At 69.8% G+C, this 16523-nt stretch carries 15 protein-coding genes; 10 read left to right on the forward strand and 5 right to left on the reverse strand.

Annotated features, from left to right (window positions below; all coding sequences use genetic code 11):
* From AB0I41_RS27960 to AB0I41_RS27985, 6 genes are read left to right on the forward strand one after another with little or no spacing between them, the layout of a single operon-like run.
* A complete protein-coding gene (locus AB0I41_RS27960) occupies nucleotides 1–1056 on the forward strand; it encodes an iron ABC transporter permease (RefSeq protein WP_357113468.1) in 1056 nt (351 codons plus the stop codon).
* Nucleotides 1053–2084 (forward strand): iron ABC transporter permease, encoded by a 1032-nt coding sequence (locus tag AB0I41_RS27965; RefSeq protein WP_357113470.1) that lies wholly within the window; start codon nucleotides 1053–1055, stop codon nucleotides 2082–2084. The genes AB0I41_RS27960 and AB0I41_RS27965 overlap by 4 nt, the downstream gene beginning before the upstream one ends.
* A 9-nt stretch (nucleotides 2085–2093) precedes the next feature.
* Nucleotides 2094–2948: an ABC transporter ATP-binding protein gene (locus AB0I41_RS27970; protein WP_357113472.1), complete on the forward strand. Its 855-nt coding sequence runs from the start codon at nucleotides 2094–2096 to the stop codon at nucleotides 2946–2948.
* The gene (locus AB0I41_RS27975; RefSeq protein ID WP_357113474.1) at nucleotides 2948–4423 is read left to right on the forward strand and encodes a TldD/PmbA family protein; all 1476 of its coding nucleotides are present in this window, start codon (nucleotides 2948–2950) and stop codon (nucleotides 4421–4423) included. The genes AB0I41_RS27970 and AB0I41_RS27975 overlap by 1 nt, the downstream gene beginning before the upstream one ends.
* Entirely contained in the window at nucleotides 4420–5769 is a 1350-nt protein-coding gene (locus AB0I41_RS27980) for a metallopeptidase TldD-related protein (protein ID WP_357113476.1), read from the forward strand. The genes AB0I41_RS27975 and AB0I41_RS27980 overlap by 4 nt, the downstream gene beginning before the upstream one ends.
* 2 nt (nucleotides 5770–5771) lie before the next feature.
* Nucleotides 5772–6992, forward strand: coding sequence for an MFS transporter (locus AB0I41_RS27985; protein ID WP_357113478.1), 1221 nt, complete (start codon nucleotides 5772–5774; stop codon nucleotides 6990–6992).
* Nucleotides 6993–7126: 134 nt separating this feature from the next.
* Here AB0I41_RS27985 and AB0I41_RS27990 read toward each other — a convergent pair whose 3' ends face one another.
* The 5 genes from AB0I41_RS27990 to AB0I41_RS28010 all read right to left on the reverse strand — a co-directional run bounded on the left by AB0I41_RS27990 (nucleotide 7127) and on the right by AB0I41_RS28010 (nucleotide 12981).
* Nucleotides 7127–8653, reverse strand: coding sequence for a recombinase family protein (locus AB0I41_RS27990; RefSeq protein ID WP_357113480.1), 1527 nt, complete (start codon nucleotides 8651–8653; stop codon nucleotides 7127–7129).
* A 338-nt stretch (nucleotides 8654–8991) separates the two neighbouring features.
* Complete coding sequence (locus AB0I41_RS27995) at nucleotides 8992–9705, reverse strand: HAD-IA family hydrolase (protein WP_357113482.1); 714 nt, start codon at nucleotides 9703–9705, stop codon at nucleotides 8992–8994.
* Nucleotides 9702–11240, reverse strand: coding sequence for a pyruvate, phosphate dikinase (locus tag AB0I41_RS28000; RefSeq protein WP_357113484.1), 1539 nt, complete (start codon nucleotides 11238–11240; stop codon nucleotides 9702–9704). The genes AB0I41_RS27995 and AB0I41_RS28000 overlap by 4 nt, the downstream gene beginning before the upstream one ends.
* Nucleotides 11237–11863, reverse strand: coding sequence for a transcriptional regulator (locus AB0I41_RS28005; RefSeq protein ID WP_357113486.1), 627 nt, complete (start codon nucleotides 11861–11863; stop codon nucleotides 11237–11239). The genes AB0I41_RS28000 and AB0I41_RS28005 overlap by 4 nt, the downstream gene beginning before the upstream one ends.
* Nucleotides 11860–12981, reverse strand: coding sequence for a TetR/AcrR family transcriptional regulator (locus AB0I41_RS28010; RefSeq protein WP_357113488.1), 1122 nt, complete (start codon nucleotides 12979–12981; stop codon nucleotides 11860–11862). The genes AB0I41_RS28005 and AB0I41_RS28010 overlap by 4 nt, the downstream gene beginning before the upstream one ends.
* Nucleotides 12982–13064: 83 nt before the next feature.
* Between AB0I41_RS28010 and AB0I41_RS28015 the strand changes: the two genes are divergently transcribed.
* From AB0I41_RS28015 to AB0I41_RS28030, 4 genes are all read left to right on the forward strand, one after another.
* On the forward strand, nucleotides 13065–14024 hold the full coding sequence (locus AB0I41_RS28015) for an ATP-binding cassette domain-containing protein (protein WP_357113490.1): 960 nt from the start codon (nucleotides 13065–13067) through the stop codon (nucleotides 14022–14024).
* 1 nt (nucleotide 14025) lies between these two features.
* Nucleotides 14026–14829 carry an ABC transporter permease gene (locus AB0I41_RS28020; RefSeq protein WP_357113492.1) on the forward strand — a complete coding sequence of 268 codons (804 nt, stop codon included), beginning with the start codon at nucleotides 14026–14028 and terminating at the stop codon, nucleotides 14827–14829.
* A gap of 92 nt (nucleotides 14830–14921) precedes the next feature.
* A complete protein-coding gene (locus AB0I41_RS28025) occupies nucleotides 14922–15200 on the forward strand; it encodes a hypothetical protein (RefSeq protein ID WP_357113494.1) in 279 nt (92 codons plus the stop codon).
* A 557-nt stretch (nucleotides 15201–15757) separates the two neighbouring features.
* Entirely contained in the window at nucleotides 15758–16507 is a 750-nt protein-coding gene (locus AB0I41_RS28030; RefSeq protein WP_357113495.1) for an ISAs1 family transposase, read from the forward strand.
* Nucleotides 16508–16523 lie beyond the last annotated feature (16 nt).

Raw genomic sequence — 16523 nt, forward strand, 5'->3', positions numbered from 1 at the left:
ATGACGGCAGCCACCATCTCCGGACCCGCGGCGCCCGCCGGTGCCGACAGGTCCGTCCGGTCACGATACGGACCGGCGCTGCTGGTCGGCGCCGTCATTACTGTCCTGCTGGTGGTAGGGCTGCTGTGGAGCATCACGTTGGGCAGCGTGGCGATCTCGGTAGGCACCGTGGTCGCCGCGCTCTTCCACCCCGGCACCAGCATGCAGGAGATGGTCGTGCGCACCATCCGGCTGCCGCGCGCGCTGCTGTCCGGAGTGGTCGGCGCGAACATGGGCGTGTCCGGCGTGGTCATGCAGGGCATCACCGGCAACCCGCTCGCCGCCCCGGAGATCCTGGGCGTCAGCGCGGGAGCCGCGGTGATGGTGGTCGGCGCGCTCACCTTCGTACCGGGACTGGTCGGCGCCCCCCTGGTGCCGCTCGCCTTCATCGGCGGCGCCGGGGCCGGACTTCTCGTCCTGGCCCTGGCCGGGGCCGGCCGGGGCCGGGTGGGCACCGTGCGGCTGGCGCTCGCCGGGTTCACCGTCGCGTCATTGCTGCTGTCGGCCACCCAGGGGCTGATCATTTTCAACGACAACGACACCGGCAACGTGTTCTTCTGGCTGGTCGGCGGAGTCAACTTCGCCACCTGGTCCGACCTGGTCACGGTGGGGCCGTGGGCGGTGGCCGGGCTGGTCGGCGCGCTGGCGCTGGCCCGGTCGCTCGACATGCTCGCGCTCGGCGAGGACCTGGCCCGTGGCCTGGGCCTGCGGGTGCAGCGCACGCGCCTGCTCGGCGGTGCGGTCATCATCGGGCTGGTCGCCGGCTCCGTCGCGGTGGCCGGGCCGATCACCTTCGTCGGCCTGGTCGTGCCGCACATCGTGCGCCGGCTGGTCGGCACCGCACATGCGGTGGTCATCCCGCTTTCCGCGCTGGGCGGCGCGACCCTGCTGGTTTACGCCGACATCGCGTCCCGGTTCGTCAACCCGCCGTACGAGGTGCCGGCCGGCGTGGTCACCGCGCTGATCGGCGCCCCGTTCTTCGTCGCCCTCGCCCGCCGGCAAAGGATCTCGTCATGACCGCGCAACCGATCACAGCACCGGTGGCCGCGCCGGCCGCCGCCCGCCGCGGCCGGCGCGAGTGGGGCATCGCGGGCGCCATCACGGTCACTGCGCTGCTCGCCTCCGTGCTCACCCTGGGCGCGGGCGCCCGCGGCGTCGGCTGGCTCGACGGGGTCGCGGCCATCGCCGGCCGGCTCGACCCGGACACGGCCACGCTGGTCGAGCGGTTCCTGGTGCCCCGAGTACTGTTGTGTTGGCTGGTCGGCATCGCGTTGGCGGTCTCCGGCGGTGTGCTCCAGGGGGTGATCCGCAACCCGCTGGCCGCCCCCGACATCATCGGCATCACGAAGGGGGCCGGCGTGGCCGCCATGGCCGCGCTGCTGCTGTGGCCAAGCGCGCCGGTCGCGGCGTTGCCGGTGGCGGCCTTCGCCGGCGGCGTGGCCGCGGCCCTGCTGGTTTACCTCTTCGCCTACCGCCGGGGCACCTCGCCGGCCCGGCTCGCGCTGGTCGGGATCGCGGTCAGCGCGCTGTGCGAGGGCGGCGTCCGATTCCTGCTGGTCCGCAATCCGCTCGACGTCAACGCCGCGTTGAGCTGGCTGACCGGCAGCATGTTCGGCCGCACGATGACCCACGTGGTGCAGTTCGCGCCGTGGGTGGTGGTGCTCGTCCCGCTGCTGCTCTACTACGCCCGGCGGCTGGACACCCTGGGCCTCGGTGACGACCTCGCCACCGGGCTCGGTGAGCCGGTCGAGCGCACCCGGCGCATCACGCTGCTGTTGGCGGTCGCCCTGGCCGCCGCCGCCGTGTCGGTCGCCGGCACCGTCGGTTTCGTCGGCCTGATCGCGCCGCACATGGCGCGCCGGCTGGTCGGCGGCCGCCATCTTGCGCTGCTGCCCACCGCGGCCGCACTCGGCGCGCTGTTGCTTTTGCTCGCCGACGCCGTCGGCCGCGGCGTCGCCCCGCCGCTGGAGATCCCCGTCGGGCTTATCACCGCGCTCGTCGGCGGCCCGTATTTCCTGTACCTGCTCACCAAGACCGGCAAGTAGGAGGTCCACGTGCGACTGCGTGCCGAAGGCGTGGAACTCGCCTACGACCAGTTCGTGATCGCCACCGATCTGTCCCTCACCATCCCTGACGGCAAGGTGAGCGTGCTGATCGGACCCAACGGATGTGGCAAGTCCACGGCCCTGCGCGCGCTGTCCCGGCTGCTGCGGCCGCGGCAGGGTGCGGTGCTGCTGGACGGCAAGGCCATCCACTCGTTCTCCACGAAAGAGGTCGCCCGGCGGCTGGCCATCCTGCCGCAGCTGCTCTCCGCGCCCGAGGCGATCACCGTGGAGGACCTGGTGTGGTTCGGCCGCCACCCGCACCGCCGGTCGCTGTCCGTGCCGTCCACGGTGGACCGGGACGCGGTCGAATGGGCGCTGGAGGTGACGGGCACCGTGCCGCTGCGCCGCAAGTCGGTCGACCAGCTCTCCGGCGGCCAGCGGCAGCGGGCCTGGATCGCGCTGTGCCTGGCGCAGGGCACCGACCTGATCCTGCTCGACGAGCCGACCACGTTCCTCGACGTCGCCTATCAGCTCGAGGTGCTGGACCTCCTGGCGGAGCTGAACCGCACGCAGGGCAAGACCGTCGCGATGGTGCTGCACGACTTCAACATGGCCGCCGAATATGCCGACCACATCTTCGTCATGAAGGCCGGTGTGCTGGTCACCGAGGGCTCGCCCGAGCAGGTACTCACCCCAAGCCTGCTGCACGAGGTGTTCGGCATCGAGGCGCAGGTGCACGCGCACCCGGTCAGTGGCAAGCCGCTGTGCATCCCGATCAAGGGTCGGTCCCGATCGGTGCCCGACGGCTCGGCCACCCCGGTGGCCGCCTCGGCCGGCACCCGGGCCGCCGCGGCGGCGAAGTGATGCGCGAGTACGCGGAGGCGGCGCTGGGATTGCTGCCGAAGGACGTGGAGTACGCCGACGTCCGCGTCGTGCACCGCACCCACGAGCTGGTGCTGGTGGAGCAGGACGGCCCGGGTGAAGTGGCGCTCGACGATTCGGTCGGGCTCGGCGTACGGGTGATGATCGGCGGAGTGTGGGGCTTCGCCGCCACGCACCGGCTCGACGGCGCCGGCCTGGCCGACGTGGTGGCCCAGGCGGTGGGCCAGGCCCGCGCCGCCAGCGGCGGCGCCACCGCAGCGCGCCGCCGTACCGCCGACCGACTGGGTCCCGCGGTGACGACCCGGACCCGCTGGTGCTCGCCAACCGATGTGGATCCGTTCACGGTGTCGCTCGCTACCAAGGTGGATCTGCTCGCCGCGGCGGTGGCCGAGGCGAGCACGGCCGGTCCGCTGGTGCAGCGCGTTGAGGCGTCGATGGACTTCTTCCGCGACGACAAGGTTTTCGCCAACACCGAGGGCGCGCTGATCGAGCAGACCATCACGGAGAGCGGCGCCGGCCTGCTAGTCATCGCCAGCGACGGTAACGACGTCCAGCGCCGGTCGTACCCGCAGAGCGTGCCCCGGTCGATCCGGGGCCAGCGGGGCGACTTCGCCACCGCGGGATACGAGCACATACCCTCGCTGCGACTGCCCGAGGAGGCGGCCCGGGTCGGGGCCGAGGCGGTCGCGTTGCTGACCGCACCTGCGTGCCCAGGCGAGACCACCACCCTGGTGGTCTCCGGCACCCAACTCGCCCTGCTGCTGCATGAGACGGCCGGACACCCGATGGAAGCCGACCGCGCGTTGGGCGCCGAGGCGAGCCTGGCCGGCGGCACGTATGCCTCGCCGGAGCGACGCGGAAACCTGCGGTTCGGGGCGCCGATCGTGTCCGTGGTGGCGGACGCGACGGTGGCCGGAGGGCTCGGCTCGTACGGCTATGACGACGAAGGCGTTCCGGCCCAGCGGACCGAGCTGATCCGCGACGGCGTCTTCGTGGGCTACCTGTCCGGGCGGGAGTCCGCGGCGGAGCTCGGCGAGACATCCTCGGGAGCGGCCCGCGCCGACGGCTGGCAGCGCGCCCCGCTCGTACGGATGACCAACCTCTGCCTGGTGCCGGGCGACTCCTCGCTGGCGGAGATGATCGAAACCACTAAGCGGGGAGTGCTCATCGACATGAACAAGAGCCTGTCCATCGACGACCAGCGGATGTCGTTCCGGTTCGGCGCCGAGGTGGGTTGGGAGATCCGGGACGGTCGGCTCGGCCGGATGCTGAAGAACTGCACGTACACCGGGGTCACGCCGCAGTTCTGGGCGGGCTGCGACGCCTTGGGCAACGCAACCGAGTACCGGATCCACGGCATCCCGTCCTGCAACAAAGGCGAGCCGTTGCAGGTGGCCCATATCGGCCATGGAACGGTGCCGGCCCGGTTCCGTGACGTGCGGGTCGGTGCCCGATGACCGTCGACCAGAGCCAGGTACGGACGGCGCTGGACCTCCTCGGCCCCGGCGCCCGGCTGGATGTCAGCGGGGAACGGACCGGGCTGCTGCGCTATGCGCGATCGCTGATCACCGCGCAGCACGGCGAGCGGCGGCTGCGGGTGCGGGTCCGGTTGGAGCGTGCCGGCCGGGTGGCTCTCGGCACGTTGGAGACCCTCGATCCGGTCGCGATCGTGGCGCTGCGCTCCAGGCTCAACGACGCGCTCGCGACACTTCCGCTCGGTCCGCCCCTTGACGGCGCCGCCGGAAGTGGCGATGCGGGCGCCGCGCACTCCGTGGCGGCGGCGGACAGCGCGGCACCAGTCGCGGCCAGCGCGGCGACGCTGGGCGCGGATGCCGCCGACCGGTACCGCTGGTTCGACGTGGTCCGCGCCGGGCTTGGCCCGGGCGTACGGCTCGGCGGCTCGATCCGCCACGAGGTGGTGGACCGGGTCGTCGCCGACGCCGGAGGGCTGTTCCGCGCGGAAACCCTGACCAAGGCGTCGCTGCAGGCCGTCGCGGACACCGGCGATCGATCGGCGAGCGTACGGCTGCTCCACCGGGACGCGGGCGCGATCAGCGTGACCGGGGTGGCCGACCGGCTGCGGGCCGACCTCGCGCCGCTGCCGACCCGCGAGGCGTTCCGCGGGCCGTGCCGGCTGCTGCTGCGCCCCCAGGCCGTTATCACCCTTCTCGCCACGTACGGGTACGTGACGCTCGGTGCGGCCGGCTATGCCGAGGGTCGCACGGCGGTCGCCGGCCGGATTGGGCAGCCGGTGACCAGCGAGCTTCTCACGCTGACCGACGACGGCACGGATCCGGCCGGGCTGCCCAGTGGCTTCGACCCGGAAGGGACGCTGCGGCGGCGTACCCCGCTGATCGACCGCGGCGTGCTCGTCGGCGTGGTGTCCGACCGCGCCCGCGCCGCGGTGACCGGCGGACGCTCAACCGGGCACGCCGTGCCCGCGGGGTGGCGGTTCGGCGCGGACCCGTCGCCCTCCCACCTGCTGGTGGCGCCGGGAACGGCCAGCGAGGCCGAAATGCTCGCCGCGTGTGGCCCCGGGCTGCTGGTCAGCCGGTTGGATTACCTGCGGGTGCTGCATCCGAAGGACACTCTCGTCACCGGAACCACCCGTGACGCCACCTACTGGGTCGACAGCGGTCGCCGGATCGCCTGGCATCCGCCCGTACGGCTGACCTTCCGGATGGATGAGGTTCTGCACGCGGTGCTGGCAGTTGGCCGGGAGCGGGAACGCGGCGAGGCGGTGTTCATGGAGAGCGTGGTCGCGCCGGCCCTGCTGATCGACGCCGGCCCGGTCCTGCTGTAGCTGTGCCTCGATTCGACTCGCTGCGACAACCCAACTTCCGCAACTTCCTGGCGGGCCAGTTCGTGTCGTACCTCGGCACCTGGATGCAGTTCATCGCGCAGGACTGGTTGGTGTTGCACCTGAGCGGCAACTCGGGAAGCGCTCTCGGCCTGGTCACCGCGCTGCAGTTCGCGCCGGTGCTGCTGCTGGGTCTCTACGGCGGAAAGCTTGCCGACCAGCACGACAAGCGGATCGTTCTGGCGGCGGCCGGCATCATGTGGACCGTCCTAGCCGCGGGTATCGCAGCGCTCGTCCTCACCGGCGAGGTGCGGCTGTGGCACGTGTTCGTGTTCGCGGCGGCACTGGGCTCGGTGAGCGCGATCGAAAAGCCGGCCCGGCAGGCGTTCGTCAGCGAGTTGGTCGGCAGTGACCTCGTGCCCAACGCGTTGGCGCTCAACTCGATCGCCTTCAACTCGGCACGCATCATCGGTCCCGCGCTGAGCGGAGGCCTGATCGCCTGGCTTGACACCGGGCCGGTGTTCGCGCTCAACGCGTTCAGTTACCTCGCGCCGGTGGTCGGCATCGCGCTGATCCGGCCGGCGGACCTACGTCGGCCCGCGGCCCGTCCCCGGAAAGCCTCGATCACCGCCGGTCTGACATACGTGCGACGCCGTCCGGATCTGCTGCTGCCGCTGGGCGTGGTGTTCATCGTCGCCCTGGTCGGCTTCAACTTCCCGATCACTCTCGCGCTGCTCGCCAAGGTAGTGTTCGACGCCGGAGCGGCCTCCTTCGGCCTGCTGTCGTCGGCGCTTGCGGTCGGCGCAATGGCGGGCGCATACGCCGGCGCCGGCCGTCGAGGCAGACCCTCGGCGTACCGGGTATTGGGCGCCGCAGCCGCCTTCGGCGCGACCGAGGCGCTGGTTGCTCTCGCACCGACCTACTGGGCGGCGGCGGCGCTGCTGGTGCCGACCGGCTTCTCCATGATCTTTTTCGCGCAGGCCGCGAATCAGCGGGTGCAACTCGGCGTCGGGCCCGCATACCAGGGTCGGGTCATGGCGTTGTACCTGCTCGTGTTCGCCGGCACCAACCCGGTCGGCGCACCGATCGTCGGCTGGCTCGCCGAGCACGCCGGTACCCGGTCGAGCCTCTACATCGGCGGACTGGTGTCGATCGTTACGGCGGCGGCGGCGTACGCGATCGTCCGCGGCCGCCCCATTACCGATTATCGCCCGCGACCTACCTGAGCCGTACGAATCCCGATGTCTTGTCGAGGACGGAGGCCCGGAGGTGGCGCAGCGATAGGCAACGCCGATGGGGCCTACTAGAGTTGTAGCGTCGCCGACAGCACACCCCCGGTGGGGTAATGGTCTCGGACACGTTATTTCCACACGAAGCGTGGTGGTTCTTCGTGTTTTGCGTGATCTCCGTCCCGTTGGGCGGGGATTTTTGCTGTGGTGGCGAGGCCGCTTCCCTGCGGGTGGAGGGTGTAGATCCCGGTCTCGGCTTCGAGGGTCCAGGTGTGCTGGCCGCACACGATGATCATGTTGTTGGTGCGCAGGTAGGCGGCGGCCTTGTCCGGGTCGGGGCTGCGCAGCGCGGGATGGTGACGGTGTAGTCCGCGGTCGTGTCGGATGCGGTCCAGCAGGTGGTCTTTCCGGATGTAGAGGATCTTCGGCTGTGGTGAGGTCTTGGTGCGGCTGCTCGTGTGGCCGTGGCGGCAGCGGTAGCCGGGACGGCCGTGGACCCAGTGGGAGTCCATGATGCGGCCGCAGACGCCGCAGAAGAGCAGGTCGGCCAGGAGGTAGCGGCGAAGAGCGCCATCAGCGGGGGTGGGTGCGGTGTGGATGGCCTGGGCCGCGACGAACTGCTCCTCGCTGACCAACGGCGGGTGAGCGATCTGGCGCGAGATGACCCACTGCGGGGCAGCATTCCAGCGCTGGACCTCGCGGTGCCCCGGGATGGTCCCATCGGGCTCGACGTCGTCGTGGTCGGTGCGTTGCCGGTTCCACACCTGGCGGCCGGTGTAGCGGGGGTTGGCCAGGATCGCCGCCACGGTGGTCAGCATCCAGCCTTGGCCGCTGCGGTGAGGGTTGCGCGCTGGGTCGGCGCCGGACGGGCATGGCACGCCGTTGTCGTTGAGCCTGCGAGCGATACTGGCCACGCTGCGACCAGCAAGCCGCTGCTCGAAGATCCACCGAACGTAGGGTGCGGTGACCGGGTCGGGTTCCAGACGATGCAGGCGTCGTCCCCAGGCGGCGTGGGCGCGGTTCGGATGAGGCCCGGCGTCAACCAGCCGGTAGCCGTAAGGCGGCCGGCCGCCGAGGTGCCGGCCCTGCAGCTCAGCTTGGGCGCGCATGGCGGCGGTGGTGCGATGCCGGGCCCGGGACCCCTCCCGCTGGGAGTGCACGCCCAGCAGGTCCAGCAGCGCCAATTGCCGAGGGTTGTCGAAGTCCACCGGCCCGTAGGTTTCCGGCAGCCACAGCTGCACACCATGCCTGACCAAAGTGGGGGTCAACTGTTCGAGCTGCTGGCCGTGGAAGGCACGTTCGTACTCGCCCACGACGATTGCGTCGAACCCGCGTGCCGGGTCCGCCACTGCGGTAAGTAGCCGTGCCGCCTGTGGCCGGTCCGGCCAGGCCACCCTGCGGGAGACACCCTCGTCGAAGAACTCGGCCACGATCCGACCATGGCCGGCGACGAGGTCCTCGGCATCGTTGCGCTGCCAGCGGCACGACGATGCGCGGTCTTGGAAGTCGACGGTGGACCTCCGGCCGTAGAAGGCGAAGCGGATGCCGAGTGGAGGTGACGTTGTCGGGTGCCGCGCCCGCTGGCGGCCTCGCTGGTTCGGCTGCCGTATCCACCAGCCGAGCAGGTCGGGGCCGTCGAGTTCTGGCGCGTATTGCATCAGGACCCTCCCCACACCCAAGGCATCACAGCCATCATCCCCGATATGGATAAATAACGATGCGATGGTTCGTGGGACTCGGCCACTCGCAAGGTGGCTCAACCGCGCGGGGGCGCGGCTGGTCACCTGGTCTGCAGCTGTGCGGTGACCGTCTCGGCGAGTTACCGGTGCCCACCCGCAGAACATGATCACGAAGTGTCACCGCTGTACCAGTGAGGCGCCGCCTCGGACCGACCAGCCGGGTGGCTCCAGATGGAGGCCGGCTACCGGTCGGTGGTCGCGCGGTGTGAGCGCAATTCTGCAATCCCTCGAACCCGGCGTGCTGCACGAGTACGCGATCACGGGTCGTTGATGCGCTCAAGGATCTCGTCCAGGGCGGAGACGTATGGCAGGTCCGGCCGTGTGGACGTGCCGGTGCGGCAGAGCGCGAGACCGCGGTAACCGAGGCTGATGGCGGCGGCGACCAGGTCGGCGTTGTCGTCTATGTAACAGGTGTGCGGTGGTGGCACGCCCAGCGCCTCGCTTGCCGCCCGGTAGATCGCCTGGTCCGGTTTCCTGGAGCCCAGCTCGCCGGCCACGGCGAAGTATCGGAAGTAGCCGCGCAGGCTGATCTGCTCGTAGCTGGCCCGTAAGGACTCTGCGGTCTCCAGGCTGTCGGTGACCACCGCCATCGGCAGGCCTCGCTCGTGCAGTTGTTTGAGGGTGGTGGGCACCTCGGGGAAGGGCTGTAGTGGGTTCAGATCCGCGGCGATCAGCTCGTCCAGCAGTGGTTGCGGCGGCCGGCCGATCCCGAGTTCGGCCAGGACGGTGCGGCAGTAGCCTTCCCACGTTCCGAACCTCTGCGCACGCTCGAGCATGGTGGCCCCGGACCGGAACGCGTGCGGCAGGTCCTCAATGGGCGTCGCCGGCCAATGCCGCCGGAGGATTTCCTCCAAGTTCTGGTAGGGACGCGCAGGTGCAGGTTGGATCAACGTGCCGGACGAGTCGAACAGGACCGCCCGGATACCGGGCCGCTGGAGGCGTTGCTGATGCATCATGCTCGGGCGCCTCATAGCCGGGCGTGTGCTGCGATGAGGCGTTCCTGGTCCGGGCGTTGCGATCGGTTGCCGGAGATCTCGTCGGCCCAATCCAGTAGGCGGTTCAGGTGGCTGTCGACGGTTACGGTGGCGCTGCCCGGGTTGCCGATCACGATTTCTCCGCTGGTGCCGTCGATGGTGACGAGTGTCCCTTCGGCGACGACGCGTTCGCCGGCCCGCACACACTCCGCCACCACGTCGACGGTGAGGGCGGTGGCGTCCACGACGGCGGGTTTGCCCATGGCTCGGGCGACGACGGCCGCGTGGCTGGTGGGTCCGCCGCGGCTCGTGACTATCCCGGTGGCGGCCGCCAGGCCGTGCATGTCCAGCGGTGAGGTGCAGGGGCGTATGAGAATGACCGGGCCGTCGGCGGCCATGCGTGCGGCCCGGTCGGCGGTGACCGCGATGCGCCCGGCTGCGACACCGGGACATGCGCCCCGGCCGCGAGTGAGGACGTCGAGCCCGTCGCCGGTGCGGATCCGGGGTGTGTGGGCGTTGCGCAGATGCTGTGGTGAGATCCGCCGTAGGGCCGTGTGCCGGTCGATGAGCTGCTCGTCGGCGAGGTCGACGGCGACGCGGATCGCGGCGCGGCCGGTCAGGCCGCCGGGCCGTACCTGCAGAAGCCACAGGCGGCCTGCCTCGAAGGTGAACTCGACGTGGCAGGCGTCGCGGTAGTGCTGTTCGATCCGGTGCAGTGCCGCCAGGAGGTTTTCCCATACCGCCGGCTCCCGGTCGGCAAGCTCGGGCAACGGCCGGGTGCTGGACCGTCCGGAGACGACGTCCTCGCCCTGCCGGCCGAACAGGACGTCACCGAACGGGGTCTTCTCGCCGGTGTTGGGATCGCGGCTGAAGGCGACGCCGGTGCCGCTGCGCTCGTCGCGGCTGCCGAACACCATTGCTTGGACGATCACGGCAGTGCCTGATTCGTGCGGGATGTCGTGCAGTTCGCGGTAGGTGATGGCGCGCGGGGTGTTCCAGGACGCGAAGACGGCACACACCGCCGCCCGCAGCTGGTCCATCGCGTCGTCAGCGACAGCTATGCCGGAGAGCCGCGTGCCTGCTTCCGCGTCGTCCGTGGTGCCGTGGAAGGCGGCCGCGAAGCTGGTCAGGAATCGCCGGCGCGCCTCCTGCGCGAAGGCCGGGTTGTCGGTCTCGGCAGCCAGCCCGCCGGTCGCCTCGGTGGTGAGGCCGAGGTTGAGGACGGTGCTCATCATGCCAGGCATCGACACGGCGGCGCCGGACCGAACCGACACGACCAGCGGCCGTCGGGCGGCACCGAGTCGCCTCCCGGTGGCCGCCTCAAGTCCTTGGACGGCGGTGGCCAGCTCGGCGTCAAGGCTCTCCGGCAACCGCCCGTCACGGAGGAAGGCGCGGCAGGCGTGGGTGCCGATGACGAATCCGGCCGGGACGGGCAGGCCGAGACGCCGCAACACGACGAGACCGTGTCCCTTACCGCCAAGCAGCGTCGGGGACTCGTCGGTGCCGGGAGTGAGGGGATAGATCCAGCTCATCGGATGGTGGCCCACTGACGCGGGATGCCGAGGGTGGCGAGCAGGTCTTCGTGGAGTTGGAACCACACGGTGTGATAGGAGGTGGTGCTGTCGACCAGTTGTTCCAGAGCACCGGCCTGGGCACGGTCGAGCGCTGCGGCGAGTCTGATCCGGTACCGCCGGAACCGCGGCAACGCCGCGGACAGGTCCGCACACACAGCCTCGGCACGTTGGTCCAGGTCAGCGAATCGGTCCAGGACCCGAGCGTCATACGCGCGGTCGGAGTGGTCGTTCGGCGTCACAACGCCGTCCACGGTACGCAGCTGCCATGCGGAGCAAAGATCCAGCAGCTCGGGGTTCAGCACCATGAATTTCTCGTACGCCGCGGCCACGGCATCCCGGGCACCGGTGGCGTCGACCTCGCCGGTAATCCGTCGGGCGTTCTCGACGCGGCCAGCTTCGGTGAGACCCCACCCGCCGAACTCGCCCGATGTCCGCGTCACCAAGCCGGCCACGGCGAGATCGATCAGGTGGGACTCCACCTCCGCCGCAGGGCGGCCGACTGCATCCGCAAGGCGGGACAGCTCGGCGAATCCGATGCAGCGAAGCACGTGCAGCACGACCGATCCCGTGGAGCCCGTCATCGTTCATCCCTCTCGCGTTGCGCCTCGGCCACAGGGGTGGTTGCTGCCGCGTAGGCGGCGCCCCGGCCGTATGCCCGGGCGATGATCTTCCCGGCTCGGATGCGTATCGCGGCTTCGGTGTCCTCGGCGGTACCGGCGCCGATGGCGGACGCGAGCGCGGCCTGGTCATCGAGGACGAGGCGCATCGACGGGCTGATCGCCGGCCCGAACAGCCGCCGCAGGCAGGCGGCGAGGTCGGTGATCCTCAGCCGGACCAGTGCTCCGGTCTCGGCCGGGTCGCTCGTGACGACCGCGACAGTGACGAGATCCCCCGGCCGGGCGGCACGAACCGCTTCCTCGGCCGCCCCCAGGCGGCCTGTTCCGAGGACCACGATGAGTCCGTCGCTGTCGAACCCGACGGGACGGTCGCTGATCGCATCCGTCAACTCCGTAGGCGGCGTCCAGGTGTCGCGGCACAGTTCGGGTGCGGCGACGTACGGCAGGTGGGGCGGGTTCCAGACGTCGTCCACATCGAGGCCGGCGAGATGATGGCAGGCGCGCGCTACGTCGAACGGGTCACCGAAGCCGGGCGCGGCCTGGGCAAGATGACCTGCTCCGTTCAACAGGGTCAGGATCAGCTCGGCCAGCCGAACCCGCCGACCCGCATCGGGCGGCTGGCAGGACTCCAGCGCAAGAGCCAGCAGCAGGCCTTCCAACATCGTGAGCTCGGCCAGGGCGGTACGCCCGGGTTCGTCGTCGAACACCCCGGTCAGTGACTGGGACTTCAGTTTGCCGGCGGCGGGCGGATCACCGGCCAGCGGCAGCCGCTCGAGCCAGACGCGCGCAAAGGCCTCGGCTGCCGTCGCCACATCCATCGCCGCCGCGGGCGCGTCCAGCGCGGCCGTGCGCGGCACAGACTGGAGCAGGACCGCCAGGTACAACGACCGCTTGCTCGGGAAGTTCGAATAGACGGCGCCTCGGGTCAGGTCCGCCCGAGCGGCGATGCGATCGACCTTGGCGTCGGCATAGCCGTGCTCGGCGAACTCCTGCGTCGCCGCCGCCAGCACGGCTGCACGCGTCCGCACCTGCTGTTGCGCCCGGGTCAAGCGCACCATCGGAACCCCCTTTACCGCGTTCATCCACCTGCAGCATACTATCAACATCCGGATGTTGAGAACATCTGGATGTTGCCTGTCTGCAGGTTCTCACCGAAGGGAGCGCCATGACCGACCACGGCCTGGAAGCACACGGGCTCACCAAGCGTTTCCGCGGCATCACCGCCCTCAACGGCGTCGACCTCGCTATTCCCCGAGGCCAAATTCTGGGTTTGCTGGGCCCCAACGGCGCAGGCAAGACCACCCTCATCCGTGTCCTTGCCACCCTGCTCAGGCCCGACAGCGGAACCGCGCATGTGGCCGGCTACGACGTCACGCGCCAACCGGGACAGGTGCGCCGGCGCATCGCCCTGTCCGGCCAGCACACGAGCGTCGACGAGGAACTCGACGGGCGGGCGAATCTCGTCATGGTCGGTCGGCTCCTCGACCTGACCCGGCGCGACGCCACCCGCCGGGCCGACGAACTGCTGTCTCGGTTCGGCCTCACCGAGGCAGGCAACCGGCGCGTCGCGGCGTACTCCGGAGGCATGCGCCGCCGGCTCGACCTGGCGGCGAGCCTGGTCGGTCATCCCCAGGTGGTCTTCCTGGACGAACCGTCGGTCGGGCTCGACCCGGGCAAACGCGAGGAGCTGTGGCAGATGATCCGCGACCTCAGCTCCGACGGGGTCACCATCCTGCTCACGACCCAGTACCTGGAAGAAGCTGACACCCTCGCCGACGCCGTCACGGTCATCGACCACGGCCGGGTCATCGCCAGCGGAACTCCAGCTCAACTCAAACAACAGGTCGGCGGACACACCGTCAACGTGCGGGTCAACGACCCCGCCGACGCCGATCGCGTCGCCGCCATCCTCACCGTCGTCACCGACCGGACCCCGGCACGCGCCACCCGGCACCAGCTGACCGTGCCGGTCTCCGGTGACGACGATTTCTTCCAGATCGCCGCCGAACTGCGGCGCCAAGCCGTCAACGTCAGCGAACTGTCGCTCCGCCTACCCAGCCTCGACGAGGCATTCCACGCCCTGACCGACGCCGCAGCCGCCACGCCGACTCCGCAAAGGCCCTGACATGACCACGCCCACCCATTCACTCAACGCGCAAGCAGGCCGGCCGCCGCGCTGGCTACGCCACAGCCTCATCCTCGCCCGGCGCAGCCTCGCCAAGACCTCCCGCAACCCAGGTGCCATCGTCAACGGCGTGGTCACCCCCGCGCTCTTCCTCGTCCTCTTCCTGTACCTCTTCGGCGGGGCGGTAGCCGGCTCAACCGACGACTACATGCAATACCTGTTCCCCGGCATCATCGTCATGGGCGCCGGCCTGGCCGGCCTCGTCTCGACCGGCACGAACATCAACATAGATCTCAAGAACGGCGTCACCGACCGCTTCCGAAGCCTGCCCATCAGCCGCTTGGCGCCGCTGCTCGGCTCCGTGCTCGCCGACATCGTCCGCTACCTGATCGCCGTCGCGATCCTGTTCCTGCTCGGAACGATCCTCGGCTTCCGCAGCCACGCCGGCATCGCCACCACCCTCGCCGCCATTGGCCTGGCCGTCCTGTTCGGCTTCTGCATCAGCTGGATCACCGTGCTCATCGGCGTCATGGTCAAGAACGCCGAGGCCGTCCTGGCGTTCAGTTTCCTGACCTTCCTACCGCTTCAGCTCGGCACCAGCCTCGCCACCCCCACCACGAGCCTCCCCGGCTGGCTGCAATCCTGGGTACACATCAACCCGGTGACCGCCGTCATGGACGCCTGCCGCGCGTTGCTCAACGGAACGCCGCCCGGCGACCGGGTCACCACCACACTCATCTGGTGTGCGGCAATATTCCTGTCGTTCTGCCCGATGGCGGTATGGATTTACGGCCGCCGCGAATAATCGAACGACCGAAAAGGCCGAAGGCTGGGCATCGACATGGCCACACCAAAGCCATACTCAAACGACTACCAGGGTTTCGATGATTTACAGAGGTGGGCGTGACCGGAATATCTCACCGCCAGCCATCTGAAGTTCCGGACCGGCTAACACGGCTTACCGCCGCGTTAGAGCGCTATGAGAGCGGTTTGCAAGCGTTGAATCAGGAGCTGGCCGATGAGATTCTCGCCTGCCGGCTCGCGGGCGCGACGTGGAGCGAGATCGGCGAGCGTCTGGGAATGACGAAGCAAGGGGCGCAGAAGCGCTGGGGTGGCTCGCCGCGCGAGGCTCGCGCTTCGGTACATCGCGATGGATGTTCGGAGCGGCGTTCCTGAGCACGCACATCCAGGTTCACCATGCTTGCCCGCCAACCGCCCGCATCAGTCCTGCCCGAGGGGCCGCCGAAGAACCAATCCGTAGAAGGCGTGCCTGCAGGTACGGCGTCCAGTCCCGAGCGGCTCGGCGTGCCCACCTGGCGGCGCTGCAGATGCTTATGTCGAGTACGTCGGCGATGACGGCTGGGGGCAGTTCTGCCGCCAGACCCACCCAATTTTCCACAGTGCCCGCCGGCTGCTATAGGATTGCGGCATGAGCACCCATGCTGAGCATGGGTGCCGCGAATTTGTGCTCGAATCTCGGACACGTTATTTCCACACAAAGCGTGATGGTTCTTCGTGTTTTGCGTGATCCCCGTCCCGTTGGGCGGGGATTTTTGCTGTGACGGCGAGGCCGCTTCCCTGCCAGGGTCTTTGCGTAGTCGATTGAGGTGTGTCTGACCTGGGCGTACGCGGTGTCGCGGCCTGATTGGAGGGTGACGCGGGACGGGTGCGGCCCTGTCGGTGATCATGGAGTTGCTGAGACAACATGACACCGACAAGGACCACACCCGCGCATGTCATCATCGCTGATCGACGTGATCCGTCAGCTCGCCCCCGCCCCAACCGACACCACGGCTGCCGGCCGTGAGTCGGCTGGCCTGCTGGCGGTCCTGGCGCGAGTTCCTGACCCGCGTGACCCTCGAGGGATCCGGTACCCCCTGGCGAGCGTGCTCGCGGTCGCGGTGTGCGCGGTGATGGCCGGAGCCAGCACGTTCGCCGCGATCGCCGACTGGGTCGACGATCTCGATGCGTCGGCGTGGGGTCGGCTCGGGTTCACCGGTCGGGTGCCGGTCTTGACCACGGTGTGGCGGTTGCTGGTCCGCGTCGACGCCGAGACGTTGACAGCGGTGCTGGCCGACTGGCTGCGCTCCCGGCTGTCGGCGCCGCCGCCGGTGCGGCGGGTCATCGCCGTTGACGGCAAGGTGGTGCGGGGCGCTGTCCTGCCCGAGGGGCGGGTTCACCTGCTGTCGGCCTACGACACCTCCACCGGTGTGGTCCTGGCGCAGGTCCAGGTCGCGGCGAAGTCGAACGAGATTCCGGCGTTCGCTCCGCTGCTGGAGCAGGTCGCGGCCCGGTTGGGCGGCCTGGCGGGTGTAGTGATCGTCGCGGACGCGCTCCATACGCAGGTCGCCCACGCCCGAGCCGTCGCCGCTGCCGGCGGGCACCTGTATGTGTCGGTCAAGGCCAACCAGTGCGCCACGAGGCGCTCTGACACATCCCCGCTTCAAGCGGGACAGACTCGAAGGGAGGTCTGCTGGGTCTGATGGCTTACCTGGAGCC

Source organism: Micromonospora sp. NPDC050200, from assembly GCF_040656135.1.
GTDB lineage: Bacteria > Actinomycetota > Actinomycetes > Mycobacteriales > Micromonosporaceae > Micromonospora.

Excerpts from the sequence above, each read along its gene's own strand:
- AB0I41_RS28005 (WP_357113486.1), bottom strand. The coding sequence starts at position 11,863 with ATGACGGGCTCCACGGGATCGGTCGTGCTGCACGTGCTTCGCTGCATC.
- AB0I41_RS28015 (WP_357113490.1), top strand. The coding sequence starts at position 13,065 with ATGACCGACCACGGCCTGGAAGCACACGGGCTCACCAAGCGTTTCCGC.
- AB0I41_RS28020 (WP_357113492.1), top strand. The coding sequence starts at position 14,026 with ATGACCACGCCCACCCATTCACTCAACGCGCAAGCAGGCCGGCCGCCG.
- AB0I41_RS27975 (WP_357113474.1), top strand. The coding sequence starts at position 2,948 with ATGCGCGAGTACGCGGAGGCGGCGCTGGGATTGCTGCCGAAGGACGTG.
- AB0I41_RS27995 (WP_357113482.1), bottom strand. The coding sequence starts at position 9,705 with ATGAGGCGCCCGAGCATGATGCATCAGCAACGCCTCCAGCGGCCCGGT.
- AB0I41_RS27960 (WP_357113468.1), top strand. The coding sequence starts at position 1 with ATGACGGCAGCCACCATCTCCGGACCCGCGGCGCCCGCCGGTGCCGAC.
- AB0I41_RS27980 (WP_357113476.1), top strand. The coding sequence starts at position 4,420 with ATGACCGTCGACCAGAGCCAGGTACGGACGGCGCTGGACCTCCTCGGC.
- AB0I41_RS28010 (WP_357113488.1), bottom strand. The coding sequence starts at position 12,981 with ATGAACGCGGTAAAGGGGGTTCCGATGGTGCGCTTGACCCGGGCGCAA.
- AB0I41_RS27965 (WP_357113470.1), top strand. The coding sequence starts at position 1,053 with ATGACCGCGCAACCGATCACAGCACCGGTGGCCGCGCCGGCCGCCGCC.
- AB0I41_RS28000 (WP_357113484.1), bottom strand. The coding sequence starts at position 11,240 with ATGAGCTGGATCTATCCCCTCACTCCCGGCACCGACGAGTCCCCGACG.
- AB0I41_RS27990 (WP_357113480.1), bottom strand. The coding sequence starts at position 8,653 with ATGCAATACGCGCCAGAACTCGACGGCCCCGACCTGCTCGGCTGGTGG.
- AB0I41_RS28030 (WP_357113495.1), top strand. The coding sequence starts at position 15,758 with ATGTCATCATCGCTGATCGACGTGATCCGTCAGCTCGCCCCCGCCCCA.